This is a genomic window from Bradyrhizobium sp. MOS003, assembly GCF_003020125.1.
Taxonomy (GTDB): Bacteria; Pseudomonadota; Alphaproteobacteria; order Rhizobiales; family Xanthobacteraceae; genus Bradyrhizobium.
The window spans coordinates 484,120-501,711 of sequence record NZ_PYFW01000004.1 but is presented as its reverse complement, the minus strand read 5'-3'; the positions used below and the strand labels follow the sequence as shown (position 1 = coordinate 501,711).

Sequence of the window (17,592 nt, the reverse complement as noted above, 5' to 3'; positions counted from 1 at the left end):
CATGGCACGCGTCGCCTTCATCGGGCTCGGGCGGATGGGGCATGGCATGGCCGGCCGCTACCTCGATGGCGGCTTCACGGTGACGCTGTGGAATCGCAGCAAGGCCAAGGCTGAAGATTTGATCGCGCGCGGCGCGCTTTGGGCGACTTCGCCAGAGGACGCGGCGATCGACGCTGATGCCGTCGTCACCATGGTCGCGGATGACGAAGCCTCGCGCGCGGTGTGGCTCGGGCCCAACGGCGCGGCCAAGACGGCCAAGGCCGGCACTATTGCGATCGAATGCTCCACGGTCTCCTACGACCACGCCCGCGAGATGGGCCGTGAGCTCAACGCGCGCAGTCTCATCTATATCGACTGTCCCGTGACGGGTTTGCCGGATGCGGCCGCCGCCGGGAAACTGACGCTGCTGGTCGGCGCCAACGCGGCTGACCTCGATCGCGCGCGGCCGTTCCTCGAACCGATCGGCTCGACCATCCGCCATTTCGGCGCGGTGGGCTCCGGCACGGTCTACAAGCTGATCAACAATTTGATGGGGGCGATCCAGATCGCAGGCCTGGCCGAGGGCCTTGCCATCGCCGAGCAGGCCGGTCTCGACATGAACCTCGTGCTGGAATCGATCCAGGCGGGCGTGGCCGCAAGCCCGCAGGTGCAGCGCCACTCCAAGCGCATGGTCGCCCGCGACTTTTCCGGTGCGACGTTCACCACAGCACTGCGCCACAAGGATGCCGCCTATGCCGTGAGGCTCGCCGAGAGCCTTTTGGCCGACAAGCCGCTGGTCGCGCGCGCCGCGGTCGAATCCTACGCGCAGGCGAAAGCCACAATGCCCGATGACGACGAAGGCAGGATGATCGAGCTGGTGTCGCGGCCGAAGAAGCCGGCGTAGGCATAGAGTTCAGCTCAGCAAGGCAAAGCGGAGGTCCGCGACCGGATCGCCGCCCGGCGGTAACGCTATCGCAGTTGGCCTCGCAGCCGCGGCATATCTCCACGGAGTCATGTGGTCAGAACCACTTGTGCCCGGTGGAGGGCGGCGCGGTGGATAGGCGATCAATGATGGTCGCGATCCCTGTGCAACTGGAGGCTCGACAGTTTTCCGTCGATGAGGCGAGAGGCGGTTGCCAGCAGTTGCTCCTGCGTGAAGGGCTTCGTCAGTACCGTCGCTTGGGCAAAGCTTTCCGGCAAGGCCTGACGGCCGTATCCCGTCACGAACGTGAAGGGGGTTTTTCGCCGCGTCAACGCCGCAGCGATTTCGTCCACGGTCTCTCCTCGCAGATTGGCGTCGAGCAGTGCGGCATCGAAGGAACCTTCCTCGACCGCGCGAAGAGCCTCCCTGACCGATCCGAAGGGCCCTTCGACCTGAACGCCGACGCTTTCGAGGCCCGATACGATGTCGAGCGCGATCAGTGGCTCGTCCTCGACGATCAAGAACCGCTTGCCACTAAGCGGCTCGGCTGGCGCGGACTGACGAACGCTTCGCGGTCCCGAAAAGTTCGGCGCGACGGGCCTGCGCTCCTCCGCGTCCGCGAACTTCCCCGCGGTGAGCGGCATTACGATCTCCCAGCGAAGACCATCCGCTTCCGCGATCATGTGCGAGCTTCCGCCTTCGCTTTTCGCAGTCTGCTCTATCAGGGTCGTGCCGAAGCCGCGTTTGAGCGGCGACTTGACCGGCGGCCCGCCGCGCTCGCGCCATTCCAGCCCGAGCTTGTTGTCGTTTACGGACCAATTGACAATCACCGAGCCTTCCGACCGAGACAGAGCGCCATACTTGACCGAATTGGTGCCCAGTTCGTGCAGCATGAGCGCGAGATGAAGCGCGACCTGCGGTTCAAGCTGCACAGACGGACCGGACGTGAGGATGCGAGACGCCTCGTGCGCGGCAAGCTGATCGCGCAGGATTTCCTGAAGATCCGCGTGCTGCCAGCCCGACTGGCTCAGCAGCCCGTGCATGCTCGAAAGCGACTGGATGCGGCCGCCGAAGCTTGTGGCGAACTCGGCCGGGTCCTTCGCACGCCGGAGCGTCTGTTGAGCGATCGCTTGGACGACCGCCAGCATGTTCTTGACGCGATGGCTGAGTTCGCTGACCAGCAGGCGCTGCGTGTCGTCGTGCCGCCTGCGCTCGCTGACGTCGCGGGCGGACCCGAACCATTCGACGATTTCGCCGTGTTCGTCGAACACCGGCACGGCGCGCGAATGAACCCAGGCAAGGGTGCCGTCGACTTGCCTTACCTGGTGTTCGTATTCGAACGGCGTCTTCGTCCGGATCGCCTCTTCGATGACAGCCAACAACTCGGGGCGTTCGTCCGGGTGTATGTAGGTATCGAGCCAGGTGCTGCTCGGGCTGTCCGTGTCGCGGATCGATTGCTTGCCCTCGAGCTTGTGCATGACGCTCCAATCCGGGCTCATGCGATAGACAATGTCCGAGGTCGCGGTCACGAACGCGCGGTACCGTTCCTCGCTGCGCCGAAGGCTTCGCAGGACCTCGCCGCGCACGCGCGCGATCTTTAGGTGAGCATCGACGCGTGCCACCAGTTCGCGAGCGGTAAACGGCTTCACGATATAATCGTCCGCGCCCGCGCCGAGGGCGTCGACCTTGGTCTGCTCGCCGGCGCGCGCGGACAGCAGGATCACGGGTAAGGACCGGGTGCGCTGATCGGCACGCAGGCGCAGCAGCAATTCCATCCCGTCTACCCGCGGCATCATCACGTCGCTGAGCAGCAAATCGGGAATCTTTTGCGCAATGGCCTTCAGAGCGGCCTCGCCGTCCGGCACCGCTTCGACGCGGTACTGCTCGCTCAAGACGCGCGTCAGGTATTCGCGCATATCTGCGTTGTCATCCGCCAGCAGAACGAGCGGGCGCTCTGCGTCGGGCGCCGGGGCCGCGTCCACCGGCAGCGCGACTTCGATGACGTCCTCCGGTACCGGGGGAGCGTCGGGCAGCCAGCGCAACGCTTCCTCGATAAAGGGTTTCGCGCTCAGACCCGTCGAAGCCTGCGTGCGGACGCCCCCAATTTGCCGCTGCGGCAGATGTGTCGAGCCCGCGGGTATCGTCACTCTGAATCTGGACCCCTTGCCAAGCTCGCTTTCTACCGTGACTTCCCCGCCATGCAGCCGAGCAAGCTCCTGGACCAACGCGAGCCCGATACCCGAGCCTTCATATGTTCTTCCTTTCGCCCCTTCCACCCGGTGGAAGCGCTCGAACAACCGGGGCAACTCGGCGGGCGGGATGCCCGTGCCGGTGTCGGCAACGATGAGTTCGAAGCCGCTGCCAACGCGCTGAAGCGAGACCTCGATCTTGCCTTCGAACGTGAACTTGAAGGCGTTGGACAGGAGATTGAGGACGATCTTCTCCCACATTTCGCGATCCACGAATGCGGCTTCCGCGAGTGGCGGGCAATCCACGACCAGAGCTAGGCCGGCTTTCTCAATGGTGGAGCGGAATTCGCTGGCCAGATGCGCGGTCGCCTCCGCCAGTTCGGTCGGCTCATAGACGGCCTGAACGCGCTCTGCCTCGATACGCGAAAAGTCGAGCAGCGTGTTGACCAGCTTGAGCAGCCGCAGGCCGTTGCGGTGAACGAGATCGACCTGATCGAGATATGCATCCGGAATCATCGCACCGGCGGCTTGGCGCTTCATCTCCTCGAGGGAGCCCAGCATCAACGTCAGGGGCGTACGGAATTCGTGGCTAATGTTGGAGAAGAACCTGGTCTTGCCGCGGTCGATTTCGGCGAGCGCTTCGGCTCGACGGCGCTCTTCCTCCAATTCGCGCTGACTTTGCTCGGCTCTGACGCGTTCGGTAACGTCCATCCCCGTCGGCACCACCACGACGACGCGTCCGGACGCGTCGCGGACCGGCATGCAGGCGAAATCGACGATATGTTCCGAGCCGTCGCCCCAGAAATACATCGACTCGCCCCGAAAAGGCTCGCCAGCGATAGCCTGTTCGACCGCTCTGCGGACCCACGCCATCACTTCCGGCGAGCGATTCCACCAGCCGCACTCCCAGAACGGCCGCTCGAGAACGTCCTCACGCCTGAAGCCGCAGACCTCGAGGGCGGACCGGTTGATGTCGAGGACCGTTCCGTCCAAGCGGAGACGCGCGGCGAACAGGCCCTGATCGTAGACTGCCTGGAATTGCTCCGTGGCCTCACGCAGTTGCCGGTTGGCTTCCTGCAGTTCTTGGGCGCGCAGCATGACGTCCAGCCGCATCGCCTCGTCCGCGGCGGCGGTCGTGCGGTCGCCACGGGTGATGTCTGTGACGTCCTCGACGCGGTGCATGATGTACAACATTCGGCCGTCCGGGCCGATTACCGGCGCGTTCAAGGGAGACCAAAAACGCTCCTCGAATGCCCCATCAGGTCGGCGGACGTCGTACTTTTGCACGGCCATCGCATCCTGCCGGCCTTCGGCAAGAACTCGTTTGAGAGACGCGCAGGTTCATAGTGCCGGTCGAAGGATCGGCGGGATTGTCCGGAAAGACATCGAACAGGCGGCGCCCCACGATCGCTTCGCGCTCGGTGTACGTCGCCCGAAGGTAGGCGTCGCTTACCGCCAGGATCGGGAAGGTTTCGTCCGCGCCGAGAACAAGAAATAGAGCAGGGGAGCTCTCGAAGACTTTCTGAAAATCGACCATGTAATTCCGCATGGAATCCGGGGTGCTTAGCGATACGCATCAAATGGGAATTATCGGCAGATCATCGGACTTTCCGGCGAGACTGCAAGCTTAGTCAACTCTCGACCCGAATTCGAGTTCCTCTTGTTTTTGGGACGTGCGGTAAGCGCGCCGAGCAAGGCGCCGCCTCCGCGCGGGTTGATCGGGTTTACGAGTAGGCGCCCTAACCGGCCAGCATCGCGTGGGAAAAATTCGATCGCCCGATTCATAGCCGGCATCGGTTTCGTAAACCGGCATGTCATCGGAAATCGGGTGGCACAGTTCGACGCGTGGTCCTAGGCCAGCGGGCTCGACCGCCGATGTGAGAGCCCATGCCCCCAATCGACAACAGGATTCACGCGCGAGACTGGTCGTTGCTCGCGGTACTCTCGATCCTCTGGGGCGGCTCGTTCTTCCTCAACGGCGCGGCCTTGCGGGAATTGACGCCGCTGACGCTGGTATTCCTGCGCGTCGCGCTCGGTGCGGCCATTCTCTTGCCGCCGTTACGCATGCAGGGGATCGGCTTTCCCGATCGTATGTCGGATTGGACGCCGTTCATCGTGATCGGGCTGCTCAACAACGTCATTCCGTTCTCGCTGATCGTGCTGGGCCAAACTTTCATCCCGAGCGGACTGGCATCCATCCTGAATGCGACCACGCCGATCTTCACGGTGCTCGTGATGGCCGCGGCGGGCGAAGAGGCCTTGCATCTGCGGCGCGTGGCCGGCGTGGCGCTCGGCCTTGCCGGCGTGATCACCCTGCGCGGATGGGGCCTCGAGACGAGGCCAGGGCAGGGGCTCGGCATCCTGCTCTGTCTTGGAGGCGCCTTCAGCTACGGGCTTGCCGCACTGGCGGCGCGGCGAATGCTGAAGGACGCGGCTCCGCTCGGGACGGCGACGTTTCAGCTGATGGCGTCGACGGTCATGATGGCGATCGTCGCCGGCGTGGTGGAGCAGCCCTGGCATCTCCCGATGCCGGGCCTGACGACCTGGCTCGCGGTGCTCGGCCTCGCGGGCCTCTCGACGGCGCTCGCCTACATCGTCTTCTTTCAGATCATACGGCGCTCCGGTGCGACCAATGTCATGCTGGTGACGCTGCTCATTCCTGTTACCGCCATCCTGCTGGGATGGCTGGTGCTGGGTGAGCCGATCTCGATGCGCGAGATCGCGGGCGCTATCGTCATCGGCAGCGCGTTGCTTGTGATCGATGGACGCTTTCACAATGTGCTGCGGCGCGTCACGTAAGTTCCGGATGCCCGTTTCATCTCGCGGAAAATCGAAGCGCTTGCCAGCCGCGAGCCTGCTTGCGACACTCCCGGCAAAACAAGACTACAAAACACAGGGGAGAGAACGATGCCGGGTCGTCGCGAAAACCTTGCTGCCCTCGCCATTCTTGCCGGCGTGCTCGTCACGACACCGGCCTCGGCGCAGAAGAAATACGATCCCGGAGCCACCGACACCGAAATCAAGCTTGGCAACATCATGCCCTATAGCGGCCCGGCGTCGTCCTATGGCGTGATCGGCAAGACCGAGGCGGCCTTCTTCAGGATGATCAACGATCAGGGCGGCATCAACGGCCGCAAGATCAACTTCATCAGCTACGACGATGCCTATTCGCCGCCGAAGGCGATCGAGCAGGCGCGAAAGCTGGTCGAGAGCGACGAGGTCCTCTTGATCTTCCAGCCGCTCGGCACGCCCTCGAACTCCGCGATCATGAAATACATGAACGCCAAGAAGGTGCCGCAGCTGTTCGTGGCGTCCGGGGGCACCAAGTTCGGCGATCCCAAGAACTTCCCGTGGACGATGGGCTTCCAGCCGAACTACCAGAGCGAGGGGCGGATCTACGCGAAATATATCCGTGACAAGTTTCCGAACAGCAAGATCGCGGTGCTCTGGCAAAATGACGACGCCGGCAAGGACCAGTTCAAGGGCTTGAAGGACGGACTCGGCGACAAGGTGAACATGATCATCGCCGACAAGTCCTACGAGGTCAGCGATCCCTCGATCGACTCCCAGATTGTTGCCCTGCACGATTCCGGCGCCGACATCTTCTTCTCGTGGGCTGCGCCGAAGGGCTCGGCGCAGGCGATCCGGAAGGTCGGCGAGCTCGGCTGGAAGCCGAAATTCTTCCTCGCCAACACGGCCACATCCATCGCCTCGGTGCTGAAGCCTGCCGGGCTCGACTATGCCAAGGACATCATCTCCACCGCCTATCTGAAAGACCCGACCGATCCGACCTGGGACAAGGATCCGGCCGTGGTGAAGTGGCGCGAATTCATGGACAAATATTACCCCGATGGCGACAAGACCAATGCCAACAACCTCTATGGCTATGTACAGGCCGAGGCGATGGCGCAGGTGCTGAAGCAGTGCGGCGACAACCTCACGCGCGAGAACGCGATGAAGCAGGCCACCAGCCTGAAGAATTTTCACACCGACCTGATGCTGCCCGGCATCATGGTCAACACCTCAGCCGACGACTACTTCCCGATCGAGCAGATGCAGCTGATGCGTTTCAACGGGCAGGCCTGGGAGCTGTTCGGCGACGTCATCACCGGCGAGGTCGGCCACGAGCGCAGTCAGTAGTCAGGGCTTCAAGCGCTCCTGCCAGGGCTTAGCCCGCGCTGAGACGCACGCCTGCGCGCAGGAATTTCTGCGGATCGACCGCTTCGCCCTCGATGCGGGTCTCGTAATGCAGATGCGGACCGGTCGAGCGACCGGTCGATCCGACCAGACCGACGACCTGGCCGATCTTCACGATCTCGCCGACCTTGACGTTGATCTCGGAGAGATGGCCGTAGCGGGTCGAAAGCCCGTTACCATGGTCGACCTCGATCATGCGGCCGTAACCGCCGGACCAGCCGGCGGACACCACTTTGCCGTTGGCGGTGACGCGAACCGGATCGCCGGTGGCGGCGCGGAAATCGAGCCCTGTATGCATCGCGGGCCGGCCGAGGAAGGGATCGCTGCGAACGCCGAAGCCGGAGGTGAATTCGACCTCGCCGATGACGGGCTTGCGATAAGGCACCAGCGCCAGCGTGCGATTGAGACGGTCCATCTCGGCGCGCGTGGTGTTGATGCGTGAGAGCTGCTTCTCGAACGGCCCGGCGTTGGCCGTCAGTTTGACCGGTACGAACGGACCGCCCATCGCGGTGCGCGGCACGGCGGACTCCAGATTGGCGAGATTCAGGCCGAGATCGCTGACGACACCGCGCATCCGGCGCATCCGTGAATCCATGCCTTCCTCGACGGCGCTGAGCGCCGCCATCTGGCGCCGTTCCACCTGGTCGAGCGAGGTCGTGAGCCGGACCAGGACGTTGTCGAAACCCTGGTTCTTGGCCAACTGGTTGGTTGGGGGGGCTGCGACAGTCGGAGCGCGCGACTCCAGGCGCGCCTCACGGTCCGGCGGCGCCACGAAGATCACGGTGTCGCTGATCGGCGAGGGTTTTGGCGTCACCTGGCTCGAATCGCCGCGCTGAGGCGTCGCACGCGGAATCGAGCCGGTTACATCAGGCATGGCTCCGAGCGCCGTGGCTCGGGACTCCAGCGCCGTCTGGCGCTTCATGATCTGGTCGAGTTTCTGGTCGAACTGTTCCTGGTCGAGCAGCTGGCGGCTGGTGGTCCGGTCGACCTTGGCGCGCAGCTCTGCGATGCGGTCCTCATAGGCGTATTGCATCTCGGCCTGGCGGGCGATCAGCCGGGTCAGGACGTCGTCACGGAACGCGAAATATGTGGCGGTTGCCGCCGACCAAAGACCGAGCAGCACGACCGTGCCGACCACGATCCAGAACACCACGGGCCCGAAGCGGACCTGCTTGCCGGCATGGACGATGGTGTAGGCGTCGTCGGTCGCGGGAAGGGGGATCGCTGCAGCTGCCGCAGGGGCGGAGCGGCGTTGGAAGGCCCGTCCGTGGTCGTGGGGATGATGTTGGGGGTACTGCGAATATTGGGCAGAACTTTTCGACATCGGCACTCCCGCGCCGGTCGGATGAGTCCGTACGGCCTTAATTGCCGCGGCAATCTGGGCCGGTCATGGTTAATTTTCCGGAAATGGGAGCGCGCGAATTTGATGGGCTGGTTAAAGACTTCTTGCCGCTTCCAGCACCTCGTCGGCATGGCCGTCGACCCGCACGTTGCGCCAGATCCTGGCTAATCTGCCATCGGCCCCGACCAGTATCGTGGTGCGAAGAATTCCAAGGAAGCTCTTGCCATACATCGACTTTTCGCCCCAGGCGCCATAGGCTTCCAGCATCTGGTGCGTCTCGTCCGAGAGCAGGGGGATACCGAGGCTGTGCTTGTCGCGGAATTTCTCCTGGGCCTTTAACGGATCGGCGGAGACGCCGAGCACGGCGGTGCCGGCAGCGGCGAAGGCGCCGGCGAGCCGGGTGAAGTCGATCGCCTCCCGGGTGCAGCCCGGGGTGTCGGCGCGGGGGTAGAAGAACAGCACGAGCTTTTGGCCGGCATAGTCCGCCAATGTGACGACGTCGCCCCCGTCGCGGGGCAGGCGGAAGGCGGGGGCCTTCTGGCCCTCGGCCAGGCCAGACTTCGCCTTCGCGGGCGGGGGCGCCGATTTGGAGGAATTTAACTGTTTCGATTCGGCCCTGTGTGATCCTGGTTTTGCTAAGGTCCCGATTGATTTGCTCGCCGGTGTCCGGGGTGTTTTCGCGGACTTGGCCGGAGTCGAGGGCCGCGTTGCGAGGGTCTTCTTTTTAGCCGTCGAACTGCCGGAGGGCGTTTTGGACGATTTCGTTCGGGATTTCTTGGACATACGCCTTCCTTTCGACGCTTTCGGCGGGTCAATCGAACCGGTATTGCAGCTCTCGTCCGGCGTGCCGGAATCGCGCCCTCGGCTGGGCAAGTCTGGCGGCGCCGGGATATGGTTACAAGGAATTCCACGTACCACCCCACTGCTCGTTGAACGCGCTCCCGGGGCGAAATGACGAACAGCAGGAATATTCGAGGTATGGCGGCAATGCCGGCGCAGGGAGCTTCGCTTCCCGCGGACGGCTGCGGTCCCGGCGGCGCTCAATCCTACGACGGGCGCCTGTATCGAGAGGCAATGGCAAGGAACAAGTCGCCCCAGGATTACAATCCGGACTTCGATCGGCGCGGCGTTCAGCAACAGCCGCAGGAATGGGACGACGCCGATTGGGATCCGGATCAGGAGGCGGCCGCGCGCCATCGCGCGCGCCGGCTGTTGTCGCGTTCCAATTCGGGCTTTCATCGCTTCGGTGACGGGTTTGGCGGGCTTCGGCGCTGGCTGGCCGCCGATCGCTGGCTGAAGCGGGTCGCGCTCGTCGTCGGGACCCTCGCCGTCATCTTCGTCGGCTGCTTCGGGGCACTGTGGTGGCGGCTCGGTGCCGGCCCCATCAATCTCGATATCGCAACGCCGTGGCTGGCAGCCGCGATCGAGGACAATATCGGTCACGGCAACACGGTCGAGATCGGAGGCACCCAGATCGAGCGCGCCGGCCGGGTCCGCATCGCCGTACGCATCCGGGACATCATCGTCCGCGATCGCGATCACGCCATCGTTGCCAGCGCGCCGAAGGCCGAAGTGAAGCTGTCGGGTGCAGGCCTCTTGATGGGGCACCTGCGCGCCGAAAGTCTCAATCTGGTCGATGCCGAGCTCGCCATCCGCATCGCGCCCGACGGCACCGTCACCGTGTCCGCCGGCGATACCACAAAGCCGCTGGCAACCGGCGTCGCCTCGAAGAAGGACGCGGGCCTGCCGCCGACATTCCCGCGCAATGGCGTCCCGCCGCCGCCATTCGCCACGGCGCCTGCGAGCCAGGATCCATCCCAAGCCGCCTCTCAAGTCCCGCCTCAGGCGACGGCGCAGAGCGGCATCCTCCAGGGCCTCGACTGGCTCGACAGTCTGAGCATGACCGGCCTCGACGGCCAGAACCTCAACGAGATCGGCCTGAAGAACGGTAATCTGATCGTCGACGATCAGCAGCGCGGCAGCAAATGGTCCTTTGAGAACATCACGCTGAGCCTGCGCCGGCCGAGTCGCGGTGGCGTCACGCTCAGCCTGGGCGAAGAGGGCGCGCGCCCCTGGATGCTGCGCGCCACGATCGGGCCGGCCGAGAACGGCGTGCGCTCGGTCGACATCAAGGCCGACAAAGTCTCGACCTCCAACATCCTCCTGGCGCTGCGGGTCAAGGACCTCACCTACACGGCCGATCTGCCTCTGACGGGCGAGCTCAAGGGCGAGCTCGGCCGCGACGGCGTGCCGACCTTCTTCCGCGGCAAGATCGCGGTCGGCGCCGGCAATATCATCGACACCGACACGCCAGACTATCCGATGGCGATCGACCAGGCCGAGATCAACGTCGAGTGGGACGCCAATCGGCGGGTGCTGGTCGCCCCGTTCAAGATCCTGTCGGGCGCGAACCGTCTGACGCTTCTGGCCCATGTCGAACCGCCCAACGGCACCGTCAATGACTGGCAGCTCGGCTTCAGCGGCGGTTCGATCCTGCTCGGCGGCATCGACAACGAGCCGCCGCTCGTCTTCAACCGCATCGCCGTCGGCTTTCGCTTCGACACCGATCACAAGCGCCTCTTGCTGACGCAGGCCGACATCAGCAATGGCGAGATCGGCGTCGCCGGCACCGGTGCCATCGACTATTCCGGCGAGCCGCGGCTGACGCTGGGCTTTGCGGGAACCCCGATGTCGGCCTCCGCGCTGAAGCGGATGTGGCCGACGCTGGTCGTTCCCGAGTTGCGGGAATGGGTGATCGAGCGGATCGAGCGCGGTACGCTCCAGCGCATCGAGATCGGCGTCAATTCGCCGACGAAAAACCTTCCGCGCAAGGGCCCGCCGATTCCCGACGACGGCCTCTCGGTCAACATCGTGGCGAGCGGCGTCGCGGTCCGTCCCGTGGACGGCATGCCTGTCGTGCACGATGCCGATATGAAGGCGCGCGTGACCGGCCGCACCGCGACCGTGACCATCGGACAGGGCATTGCCGATACGCCTGCCGGCCGCAAGGTCACGATTTCCGATTTCGTTTTCGAGGTGCCTGACATGGCGCCCAAACCGTCGCCGTCGCGGACCCGGTTCCGCGTCGACGGACCGGTGCCTGCGGCGGCCGAGATGCTCTCGAATGATCGCCTGAGTGATCTGTCGTCGACCGTCATCGATCCCAACACCAGCAAGGGGACGTTCACGGCGAACATCCAGCTCGGTCTCCCGGTCAAGGGCGAGCTGACCAAGGCGGACACGACCTACACCGTCACCGCCGATCTCAACGGTTTTGCCGCCGACAAGCTGGTGATGAACCAGAAGCTGGAGGCCAACACTCTGAAGATCGTTGCGAGCAACCAGGGCTATCAGGTCAAGGGCGACGTCAAGATCAACGGGCAGGCGGCCTCGCTCGACTATCGCAAGCCCGCCGAGGGCGACGCGGATGTCAGGTTGCAGGCGACGCTGGACGATGCGAGCCGGGCGCGCCTGGGATTCGATCTCGGCCCCGCCGTCAGCGGATCGTTGCCGATCAAGCTTTCGGGCAAGATCGCCGGCGGTCCCGAGCAGACGACCAAGCTCGGCGTCGAAGCCGACCTGACCTCGGTCAAGCTCGACAATATCCTTCCGGGCTGGGTCAAGTTGCCGGGCAAGTCCGGCAAGGCCAGCTTCAAGGTCGTGCCGACCGCGCAATCGACGCGTCTGGAGGACATCGTCATCGAAGGCGGTGGCGCCTCGATCAAGGGCTCGCTCGAAGTCGACGCGAACGGCGACCTCATGAATGCGAACTTCCCGACCTATGCGCCGTCCGATGGCGACAAGGCCTCGCTGAAGGTGGAGCGCAGCCAGGATGGCGTGGTCAAGGGCACCATGCGCGGCGATGTGTTCGACGGCCGCGGCTTCCTGAAATCGGCGATCTCGGGCAATTCCAAGGACGACAAGAACAACAAGCTGAAAAACGTCGATTTCGACATCGACGTGAAACTCGGCGCCGTCGCCGGCTTCAATGGCGAGGCAATGCGCAGCGTCGATGCCAAGATGTCGAAACGCAATGGTGCCATCAAGGCGTTCACGTTGAGCGGCAAGATCGGCAAGGACACGCCGGTGGCGGCCGATCTGCGCGGCGGACGTGCGCAGGGCAGCCGCGAGGTGATCTACCTCCAGACCAACGATGCCGGCGCGCTGCTGCGGTTCACCGACACCTATACCAAGGCCGTCGGCGGCCAGATGGTGGTGGCGATGGAGCCGCCGACGTCCGAGCCGAACACCTCGCGCGAGGGCCTCATCAATGTTCGCGACTTCACGGTGAAGGGCGAGGCACAGCTCGAACGCGTCGCCGCCGGCGCGCCCAACGGCGGCGGCAGCGGGGTCTCGTTCAGTGCGCTCCGTGCCGAGTTCACGCGGCAGAACGGCGCGCTGACGGTGCGCGACGGCGTGGTCAAGGGTCCGATGATCGGCGCTACCATCGAGGGCTCGATCGACTATCCCGGCAACCAGGTCTGCATGAGCGGCACCTTCGTGCCGATGTATGGCGTCAACAACATCTTCGGCCAGATCCCGCTGTTCGGCATCTTCCTCGGCGGCGGCAACAATGAAGGCTTGATCGGCGTGACCTATGAGGTCGTCGGCACGCCGGCGGCGCCCGTGATGCGCGTCAATCCAATCTCGGCGATGGCCCCGGGCCTGTTCCGCAAGATCTTCGAGTTCAACACCGGCAAGCAGAACTCACCGTTCGAGGAATTCCCCTCGCAGTCGAACGACGGCTCGACCGGATCGACGCGCCAGCTCTCGAGCGGCTGCACCCTGACGCGGCGATAGGAGCAGGGCTGAAGAGGTCGTCACGCCCGGGCTTGTCCCGGGCATCGACGGTTCTTTCTGTAGACGCGGAAAACGTGGATGGCCGGGACAAGCCCGGCCATGACGCTGTGGAGAGTTTAGCGCAGGAGACCCTACGCCGCGCGCACGCCTGCCAGGAACGTCCCGACTTCGCCGGATAGCTGCTCCGCCTGCTTGGAGAGGTTGCTGGCTGCGGCGAGCACCATGCCGGCGGCGTTGCCGGTCTCGTTCGCGGCGGTCGAGACGCCGCTGATATTGGTGGTGACTTCCTGGGTCGCCTCCGCGGTCTGCGAGACGCTGCGGGCGATCTCGGCAGTGGCGGCGCCTTGCTCTTCGATGGCGGCCCCGATCGAGGTGGCGATGCGACTGACCTCCTCGATGGTGGCTGTGATGCCGCCGATGGCATCCACGGCCTCCTTGGTTGCGCCCTGGATCTGCGCGATCTTGTCGCCGATCTCGCGGGTGGCTTCGGCGGTCTGACTCGCCAGCGACTTCACCTCTGAAGCGACGACGGCAAAGCCACGGCCGGCTTCGCCGGCGCGTGCGGCCTCGATGGTGGCGTTGAGTGCGAGCAGGTTGGTCTGGGCGGCGATGTTGGAGATCAGCTCGGCGACGTGCTCGATCTGCTGGGCGCCGTCCGAGAGCGCGCGCACGATGGTGTCGGTGCGGCGGGCGCTGTCCACGGCGCGGCCCGTGACTTCGGCGGATTGCGCGACCTGGCGGCTGATCTCGGTGATGGAGGAGGAGAGTTCTTCGGCGGCGGCCGCGACGGTCTGGACGCGCTGGCTGGCTTCGGTCGCGGCGGTACCGACCACGGCGGCGCGGCGGTTGGTGCCTTCGGCAGTCGAGGACATCGACTTGGCGGTGGTTTCCAATTCGCCGGAACCGGAGGCCATCAGGCCGACGAGCTGGCCGACGGAGGCATCGAAGCGGTCGGCAAGTGCGATCAGCGCGTCGCGCTTCTCCTGCTCGGTGCGGGTCTTGGTGGCGACCTGCTCGGCTTCCAGATTACGCGCCGTCAGCGCGGTCTGGCGCAGCACTTCGAGCGTCTCGGCCATGCGACCGAGCTCGTCGCCGCGATCGGTCTCCTCGACCGGCTTGTCGATGGCGCCTGCGGAGATCTCCTGCATGCGGTTCTTCTGGCGATCGAGTGCGCTGAGGACGTCGCGGGCGATCAGCCAGGACAGGGTCGCCATCAGCAGCATCAAGCCGATGCCGATCGCGGCGAGCTCCAGCGTCAGTGCGCGCACGTCGGCGTCGATGTCGTCGACATAGAGGCCGTAGCTGATGGTTGCGTTCCAGGGCGCGAATTTGCGCGCGAACACGGTCTTGCGCACGGGCTCGGTCTGGCCGGGGCGGGGGTAGAGATAGGAGGTCACGCCGCCCTGCGCGGTCTCGCCGCCGGCCTTGATGATGGCGTCGGCGATCAGGACGCCGTTGGAATCCTTGGCCCCGGTGATCTTGCCTTCCAACTGCTGGTTGGCGCCATTCACCAGGATGGAGGTGTCGGGGTTGTAGACGACGGGGTAGCCCTGGTTGCCGTTGAAGTTCATGCGGCGGCCACGCTGGTGGAATTGGGCCTTGGCGTCGGCCAGCGGCAGCTTGCCGGCGGTCACCTCGTCCTGAAGCGATTGTGCGTAATTGTAGAGCAGCTCCACCGCAGTCCGCATCTGCTGGACCCGGTCCTCCATCATGCGGCTCTTGCTGAGGACGGACGATACGCCGATGATGGCCGTGACCGTCAGAGCCGCAAGGCAGACCATGCTGGCAAGCTTGGTGCGGATCGTCAGATGGCTCAACAGCTTCATCACAGCCCCTACGGAATGGTTGTTATTGCTCGCATGGGTAGCATGAAGTTCTTACCAATCATGAATGGAGGCCTGGGTCGGCCGGCCGCGCGAAGGCCGCTTTGCAGCCTCATGCGCAAGCGTGCAGGCAGAACGCCATGCATCGCCGTGCGCCCGCATTCTTGCGGGAGGATATCGCAGCCGGACTTTGTTGCTGATCGAGCGCTCTCGGAGCGGCAATGAACCGATTCGTTCACCGCCTTGTCATGGCCGTGCTGCTCGTGGCGGCCCTCGTTCTGATCTGGACCGTGCTGGGGGCGCGCTGAGACGGCACCGGCAGATCCGCCGGTACCGTCTTTGCTTTCAGGTTAATTCGCAAGCGCCTCGGCGCCGCGCGAACGTGCCGTTAGTCCTTGCCCATCGCCGCATCGGCGCTGACCGAGCCGCCGCCGGCTGCCGACAGATAGAGGCAGGCGAAGCAGAACAGGATCGCAGCGGTGCCGCCATTGAGCAGCGGCAGGAATACCGGCGTTTCGCCCTTGAGCATGTGGCCCATGAAGTAGGCGAAGGCCATTTCGCCGGAAAGGATGAACGCGGTGAGGCGGGTGAACAGGCCGAGCATCAGCAGTGCGCCGAGCACGAGCTCGATCGCGCCTGCCGTCCAGATCAGCGGCGGGATGTTGGCGAAGTAGGGGAGCACCGGGAATTTGAAGATCTTTGCGACGCCGTACTGGAACAGCAGCAATCCGGTGATGAAGCGAAACAGGCTCAAGAGAACCGGTTGAAAGCGAGTGAGATAAGGAAAGTTCATTGGTTTTTTGCCCTCCATCCAATGCCCGACTAGGACCGTATTCAGTTCAACCCCGCAAGCGACCCCGCGTCGATTTGCGCTGACATTTTTGTCATGTCGGACAAAACACCGCAGTTCGTCCGTTCACGCCGCCCGCGCCGGATTTTTTTGCGTACGATGTCTGGAAATCATCCGTATTTTCCCGGTGACACCGAGGGATGCAGGTTACGTTGGAGAGACCTATTCCCGCAACGCGGGCACGATCAGGAATGGAATCATGCCGAGGATCACGCTCGCAAGTGCGAATACGAGCAGCAGGTTGTAGCCGTGGGTGAAATCGTGGATGAGGCCGCCGCTCCATGAGCCGAAGGCGGAGCCGAGGCCGCTGCCGATCGAGATGGTACCGAAAATCGTGCCGACGCGCTTGCCGCGAAAGATCTTCATCGCGGTTGCCGTGATCAGCGGGCCGCGCGAGCCCATCATGCTGCCGAAGCAGACGACGAAGCCGGTGAGCAGGATGATGTTCGGATAGTACTGAAGCAGCCAGAGCAGGACGATGCCCAGAATCGAGATCGCGTAGCTCAGCAGCACTGACGGCCGGCGCCCGATCAGGCCGTCGAGCGTGGACACGCCAAGCATGCCGAACACGAGCACGACGCCGGAAAAGCCCCAGGCTGTCGCGGCTTGGAGCGGCGGGAATCCCGCGTCGATCAGATAGGCCACGATCTGGGCGGCGATCGCATACATGCCGACGGCGGTGAAGAAGAAGGTGGAGAAGAGCGCCCAGAACGCGTGGTGACGCATGGCGCTCGGAAGCGTCCAGCCGTGGTCGATGAAGTCGGGATCGCTCCTCTTGGTCACATGCGGCGAGCCGGCCGAAAACATCCGCCAGGGCAGCAGCAGCAGCGGCACCAGCAGGCCAAGCGCGGCGAAGCCGAACAGCTGGTAGGTTTCACGCCAGCCGAGATGGTCGATCAGGAGCTGCGAGGCCGGCAGCAACGCCAGCACGCCACCGCCCATCGCCGAGTACACCGCCGCCATTGCGGTCGGCAGCTTTGCACCGAACCAGCGGCCGAGCAGCATCGAGTTCGGCACATTGCCGATGAAGGCGACGCCGATGCCGACGCAGAGCCCGATTGAAAGCTGGAATTGCCACAGCGCCTGCGCATGGCTTGCGATCAGGAAGGCCGCACCGAGCAGGAACAGACCGAGCGCGTAGACGATGCGGGGTCCGGAATGGTCGAACAGGCGTCCCACCAGCGGCGCGGTCAACCCGCTGATCAGCCAGGTCAGTGAATAGATCGAAACGACCTGGGCGCGGTCCCAGCCGAAGTTTTCGGAGATCGGTTTGAGGAAGACGGTGAAGCTCTCGCTCAGGCCGCGGCCCAGGACCGCCAGCGTGAAGCACAGCGCGAGCACGACGAGCGCGGTGCGCACCGCAGCTTGCTGCGAGCGCTCCGGTTCCAGGATCGCTCCCGCAGGCGCTTCGTTGGTCGTTTCCTTGGCCGTTTCCCTGGGCGTGTTCTGATCCATTGCCGGTCAGGGAGCGCGCATCCGCATGCCCTGAC

The 17,592-nt window shown here is 64.3% G+C and carries 11 protein-coding genes; 4 read left to right on the top strand and 7 right to left on the bottom strand.

The genetic code is table 11. The features are described 5' to 3' along the window. Position 1: 1 nt before the first annotated feature. Positions 2 to 883 carry an NAD(P)-dependent oxidoreductase gene (locus C7G42_RS21190; protein WP_106950885.1) on the top strand — a complete coding sequence of 294 codons (882 nt, stop codon included), beginning with the start codon at positions 2 to 4 and terminating at the stop codon, positions 881 to 883. Between the two features lie 161 nt (positions 884 to 1,044). Here the strand turns inward: C7G42_RS21190 and C7G42_RS21185 are convergent, their stop codons facing one another. Together C7G42_RS21185 and C7G42_RS34840 are read right to left on the bottom strand one after the other, a co-directional pair. Beyond that, a complete protein-coding gene (locus tag C7G42_RS21185; RefSeq protein ID WP_158537623.1) occupies positions 1,045 to 4,284 on the bottom strand; it encodes a response regulator in 3,240 nt (1,079 codons plus the stop codon). Between the two features lie 64 nt (positions 4,285 to 4,348). Continuing rightward, a complete protein-coding gene (locus C7G42_RS34840; RefSeq protein ID WP_147250270.1) occupies positions 4,349 to 4,627 on the bottom strand; it encodes a PAS domain-containing protein in 279 nt (92 codons plus the stop codon). A gap of 350 nt (positions 4,628 to 4,977) precedes the next feature. Here C7G42_RS34840 and C7G42_RS21180 point away from each other — a divergent pair, with 350 nt between their 5' ends. Beyond that, positions 4,978 to 5,889, top strand: coding sequence for a DMT family transporter (locus C7G42_RS21180; RefSeq protein ID WP_106950883.1), 912 nt, complete (start codon positions 4,978 to 4,980; stop codon positions 5,887 to 5,889). A 108-nt stretch (positions 5,890 to 5,997) separates the two neighbouring features. Continuing rightward, positions 5,998 to 7,230 (top strand): ABC transporter substrate-binding protein, encoded by a 1,233-nt coding sequence (locus tag C7G42_RS21175; RefSeq protein ID WP_106950882.1) that lies wholly within the window; start codon positions 5,998 to 6,000, stop codon positions 7,228 to 7,230. Positions 7,231 to 7,258: 28 nt separating this feature from the next. Here the strand turns inward: C7G42_RS21175 and C7G42_RS21170 are convergent, their stop codons facing one another. After that, positions 7,259 to 8,611 (bottom strand): M23 family metallopeptidase, encoded by a 1,353-nt coding sequence (locus C7G42_RS21170; RefSeq protein ID WP_199581043.1) that lies wholly within the window; start codon positions 8,609 to 8,611, stop codon positions 7,259 to 7,261. Between the two features lie 111 nt (positions 8,612 to 8,722). Next, entirely contained in the window at positions 8,723 to 9,412 is a 690-nt protein-coding gene (locus C7G42_RS21165; protein WP_106950880.1) for a peroxiredoxin family protein, read from the bottom strand. A gap of 204 nt (positions 9,413 to 9,616) precedes the next feature. Here C7G42_RS21165 and C7G42_RS21160 point away from each other — a divergent pair, with 204 nt between their 5' ends. After that, entirely contained in the window at positions 9,617 to 13,429 is a 3,813-nt protein-coding gene (locus tag C7G42_RS21160; protein ID WP_199581062.1) for a YhdP family protein, read from the top strand. Between the two features lie 131 nt (positions 13,430 to 13,560). Here C7G42_RS21160 and C7G42_RS21155 read toward each other — a convergent pair whose 3' ends face one another. The 3 genes from C7G42_RS21155 to C7G42_RS21145 form a co-directional block, all read right to left on the bottom strand. Next, complete coding sequence (locus tag C7G42_RS21155) at positions 13,561 to 15,255, bottom strand: methyl-accepting chemotaxis protein (protein ID WP_106950878.1); 1,695 nt, start codon at positions 15,253 to 15,255, stop codon at positions 13,561 to 13,563. A gap of 385 nt (positions 15,256 to 15,640) precedes the next feature. Then, the gene (locus tag C7G42_RS21150) at positions 15,641 to 16,045 is read right to left on the bottom strand and encodes a DoxX family protein (RefSeq protein ID WP_106950877.1); all 405 of its coding nucleotides are present in this window, start codon (positions 16,043 to 16,045) and stop codon (positions 15,641 to 15,643) included. A 219-nt stretch (positions 16,046 to 16,264) separates the two neighbouring features. Next, positions 16,265 to 17,557, bottom strand: coding sequence for an MFS transporter (locus C7G42_RS21145; RefSeq protein WP_106950876.1), 1,293 nt, complete (start codon positions 17,555 to 17,557; stop codon positions 16,265 to 16,267). Between the last annotated feature and the right edge of the window lie 35 nt (positions 17,558 to 17,592).

Bases quoted from the DNA above. Each gene is read 5' to 3' on its own strand.
- C7G42_RS21190 (WP_106950885.1), top strand. From the start codon at position 2: ATGGCACGCGTCGCCTTCATCGGGCTCGGGCGGATGGGGCATGGCATG.
- C7G42_RS21185 (WP_158537623.1), bottom strand. From the start codon at position 4,284: ATGTTGTACATCATGCACCGCGTCGAGGACGTCACAGACATCACCCGT.
- C7G42_RS34840 (WP_147250270.1), bottom strand. From the start codon at position 4,627: ATGGTCGATTTTCAGAAAGTCTTCGAGAGCTCCCCTGCTCTATTTCTT.
- C7G42_RS21180 (WP_106950883.1), top strand. From the start codon at position 4,978: ATGCCCCCAATCGACAACAGGATTCACGCGCGAGACTGGTCGTTGCTC.
- C7G42_RS21175 (WP_106950882.1), top strand. From the start codon at position 5,998: ATGCCGGGTCGTCGCGAAAACCTTGCTGCCCTCGCCATTCTTGCCGGC.
- C7G42_RS21170 (WP_199581043.1), bottom strand. From the start codon at position 8,611: ATGTCGAAAAGTTCTGCCCAATATTCGCAGTACCCCCAACATCATCCC.
- C7G42_RS21165 (WP_106950880.1), bottom strand. From the start codon at position 9,412: ATGTCCAAGAAATCCCGAACGAAATCGTCCAAAACGCCCTCCGGCAGT.
- C7G42_RS21160 (WP_199581062.1), top strand. From the start codon at position 9,617: ATGCCGGCGCAGGGAGCTTCGCTTCCCGCGGACGGCTGCGGTCCCGGC.
- C7G42_RS21155 (WP_106950878.1), bottom strand. From the start codon at position 15,255: ATGAAGCTGTTGAGCCATCTGACGATCCGCACCAAGCTTGCCAGCATG.
- C7G42_RS21150 (WP_106950877.1), bottom strand. From the start codon at position 16,045: ATGAACTTTCCTTATCTCACTCGCTTTCAACCGGTTCTCTTGAGCCTG.
- C7G42_RS21145 (WP_106950876.1), bottom strand. From the start codon at position 17,557: ATGGATCAGAACACGCCCAGGGAAACGGCCAAGGAAACGACCAACGAA.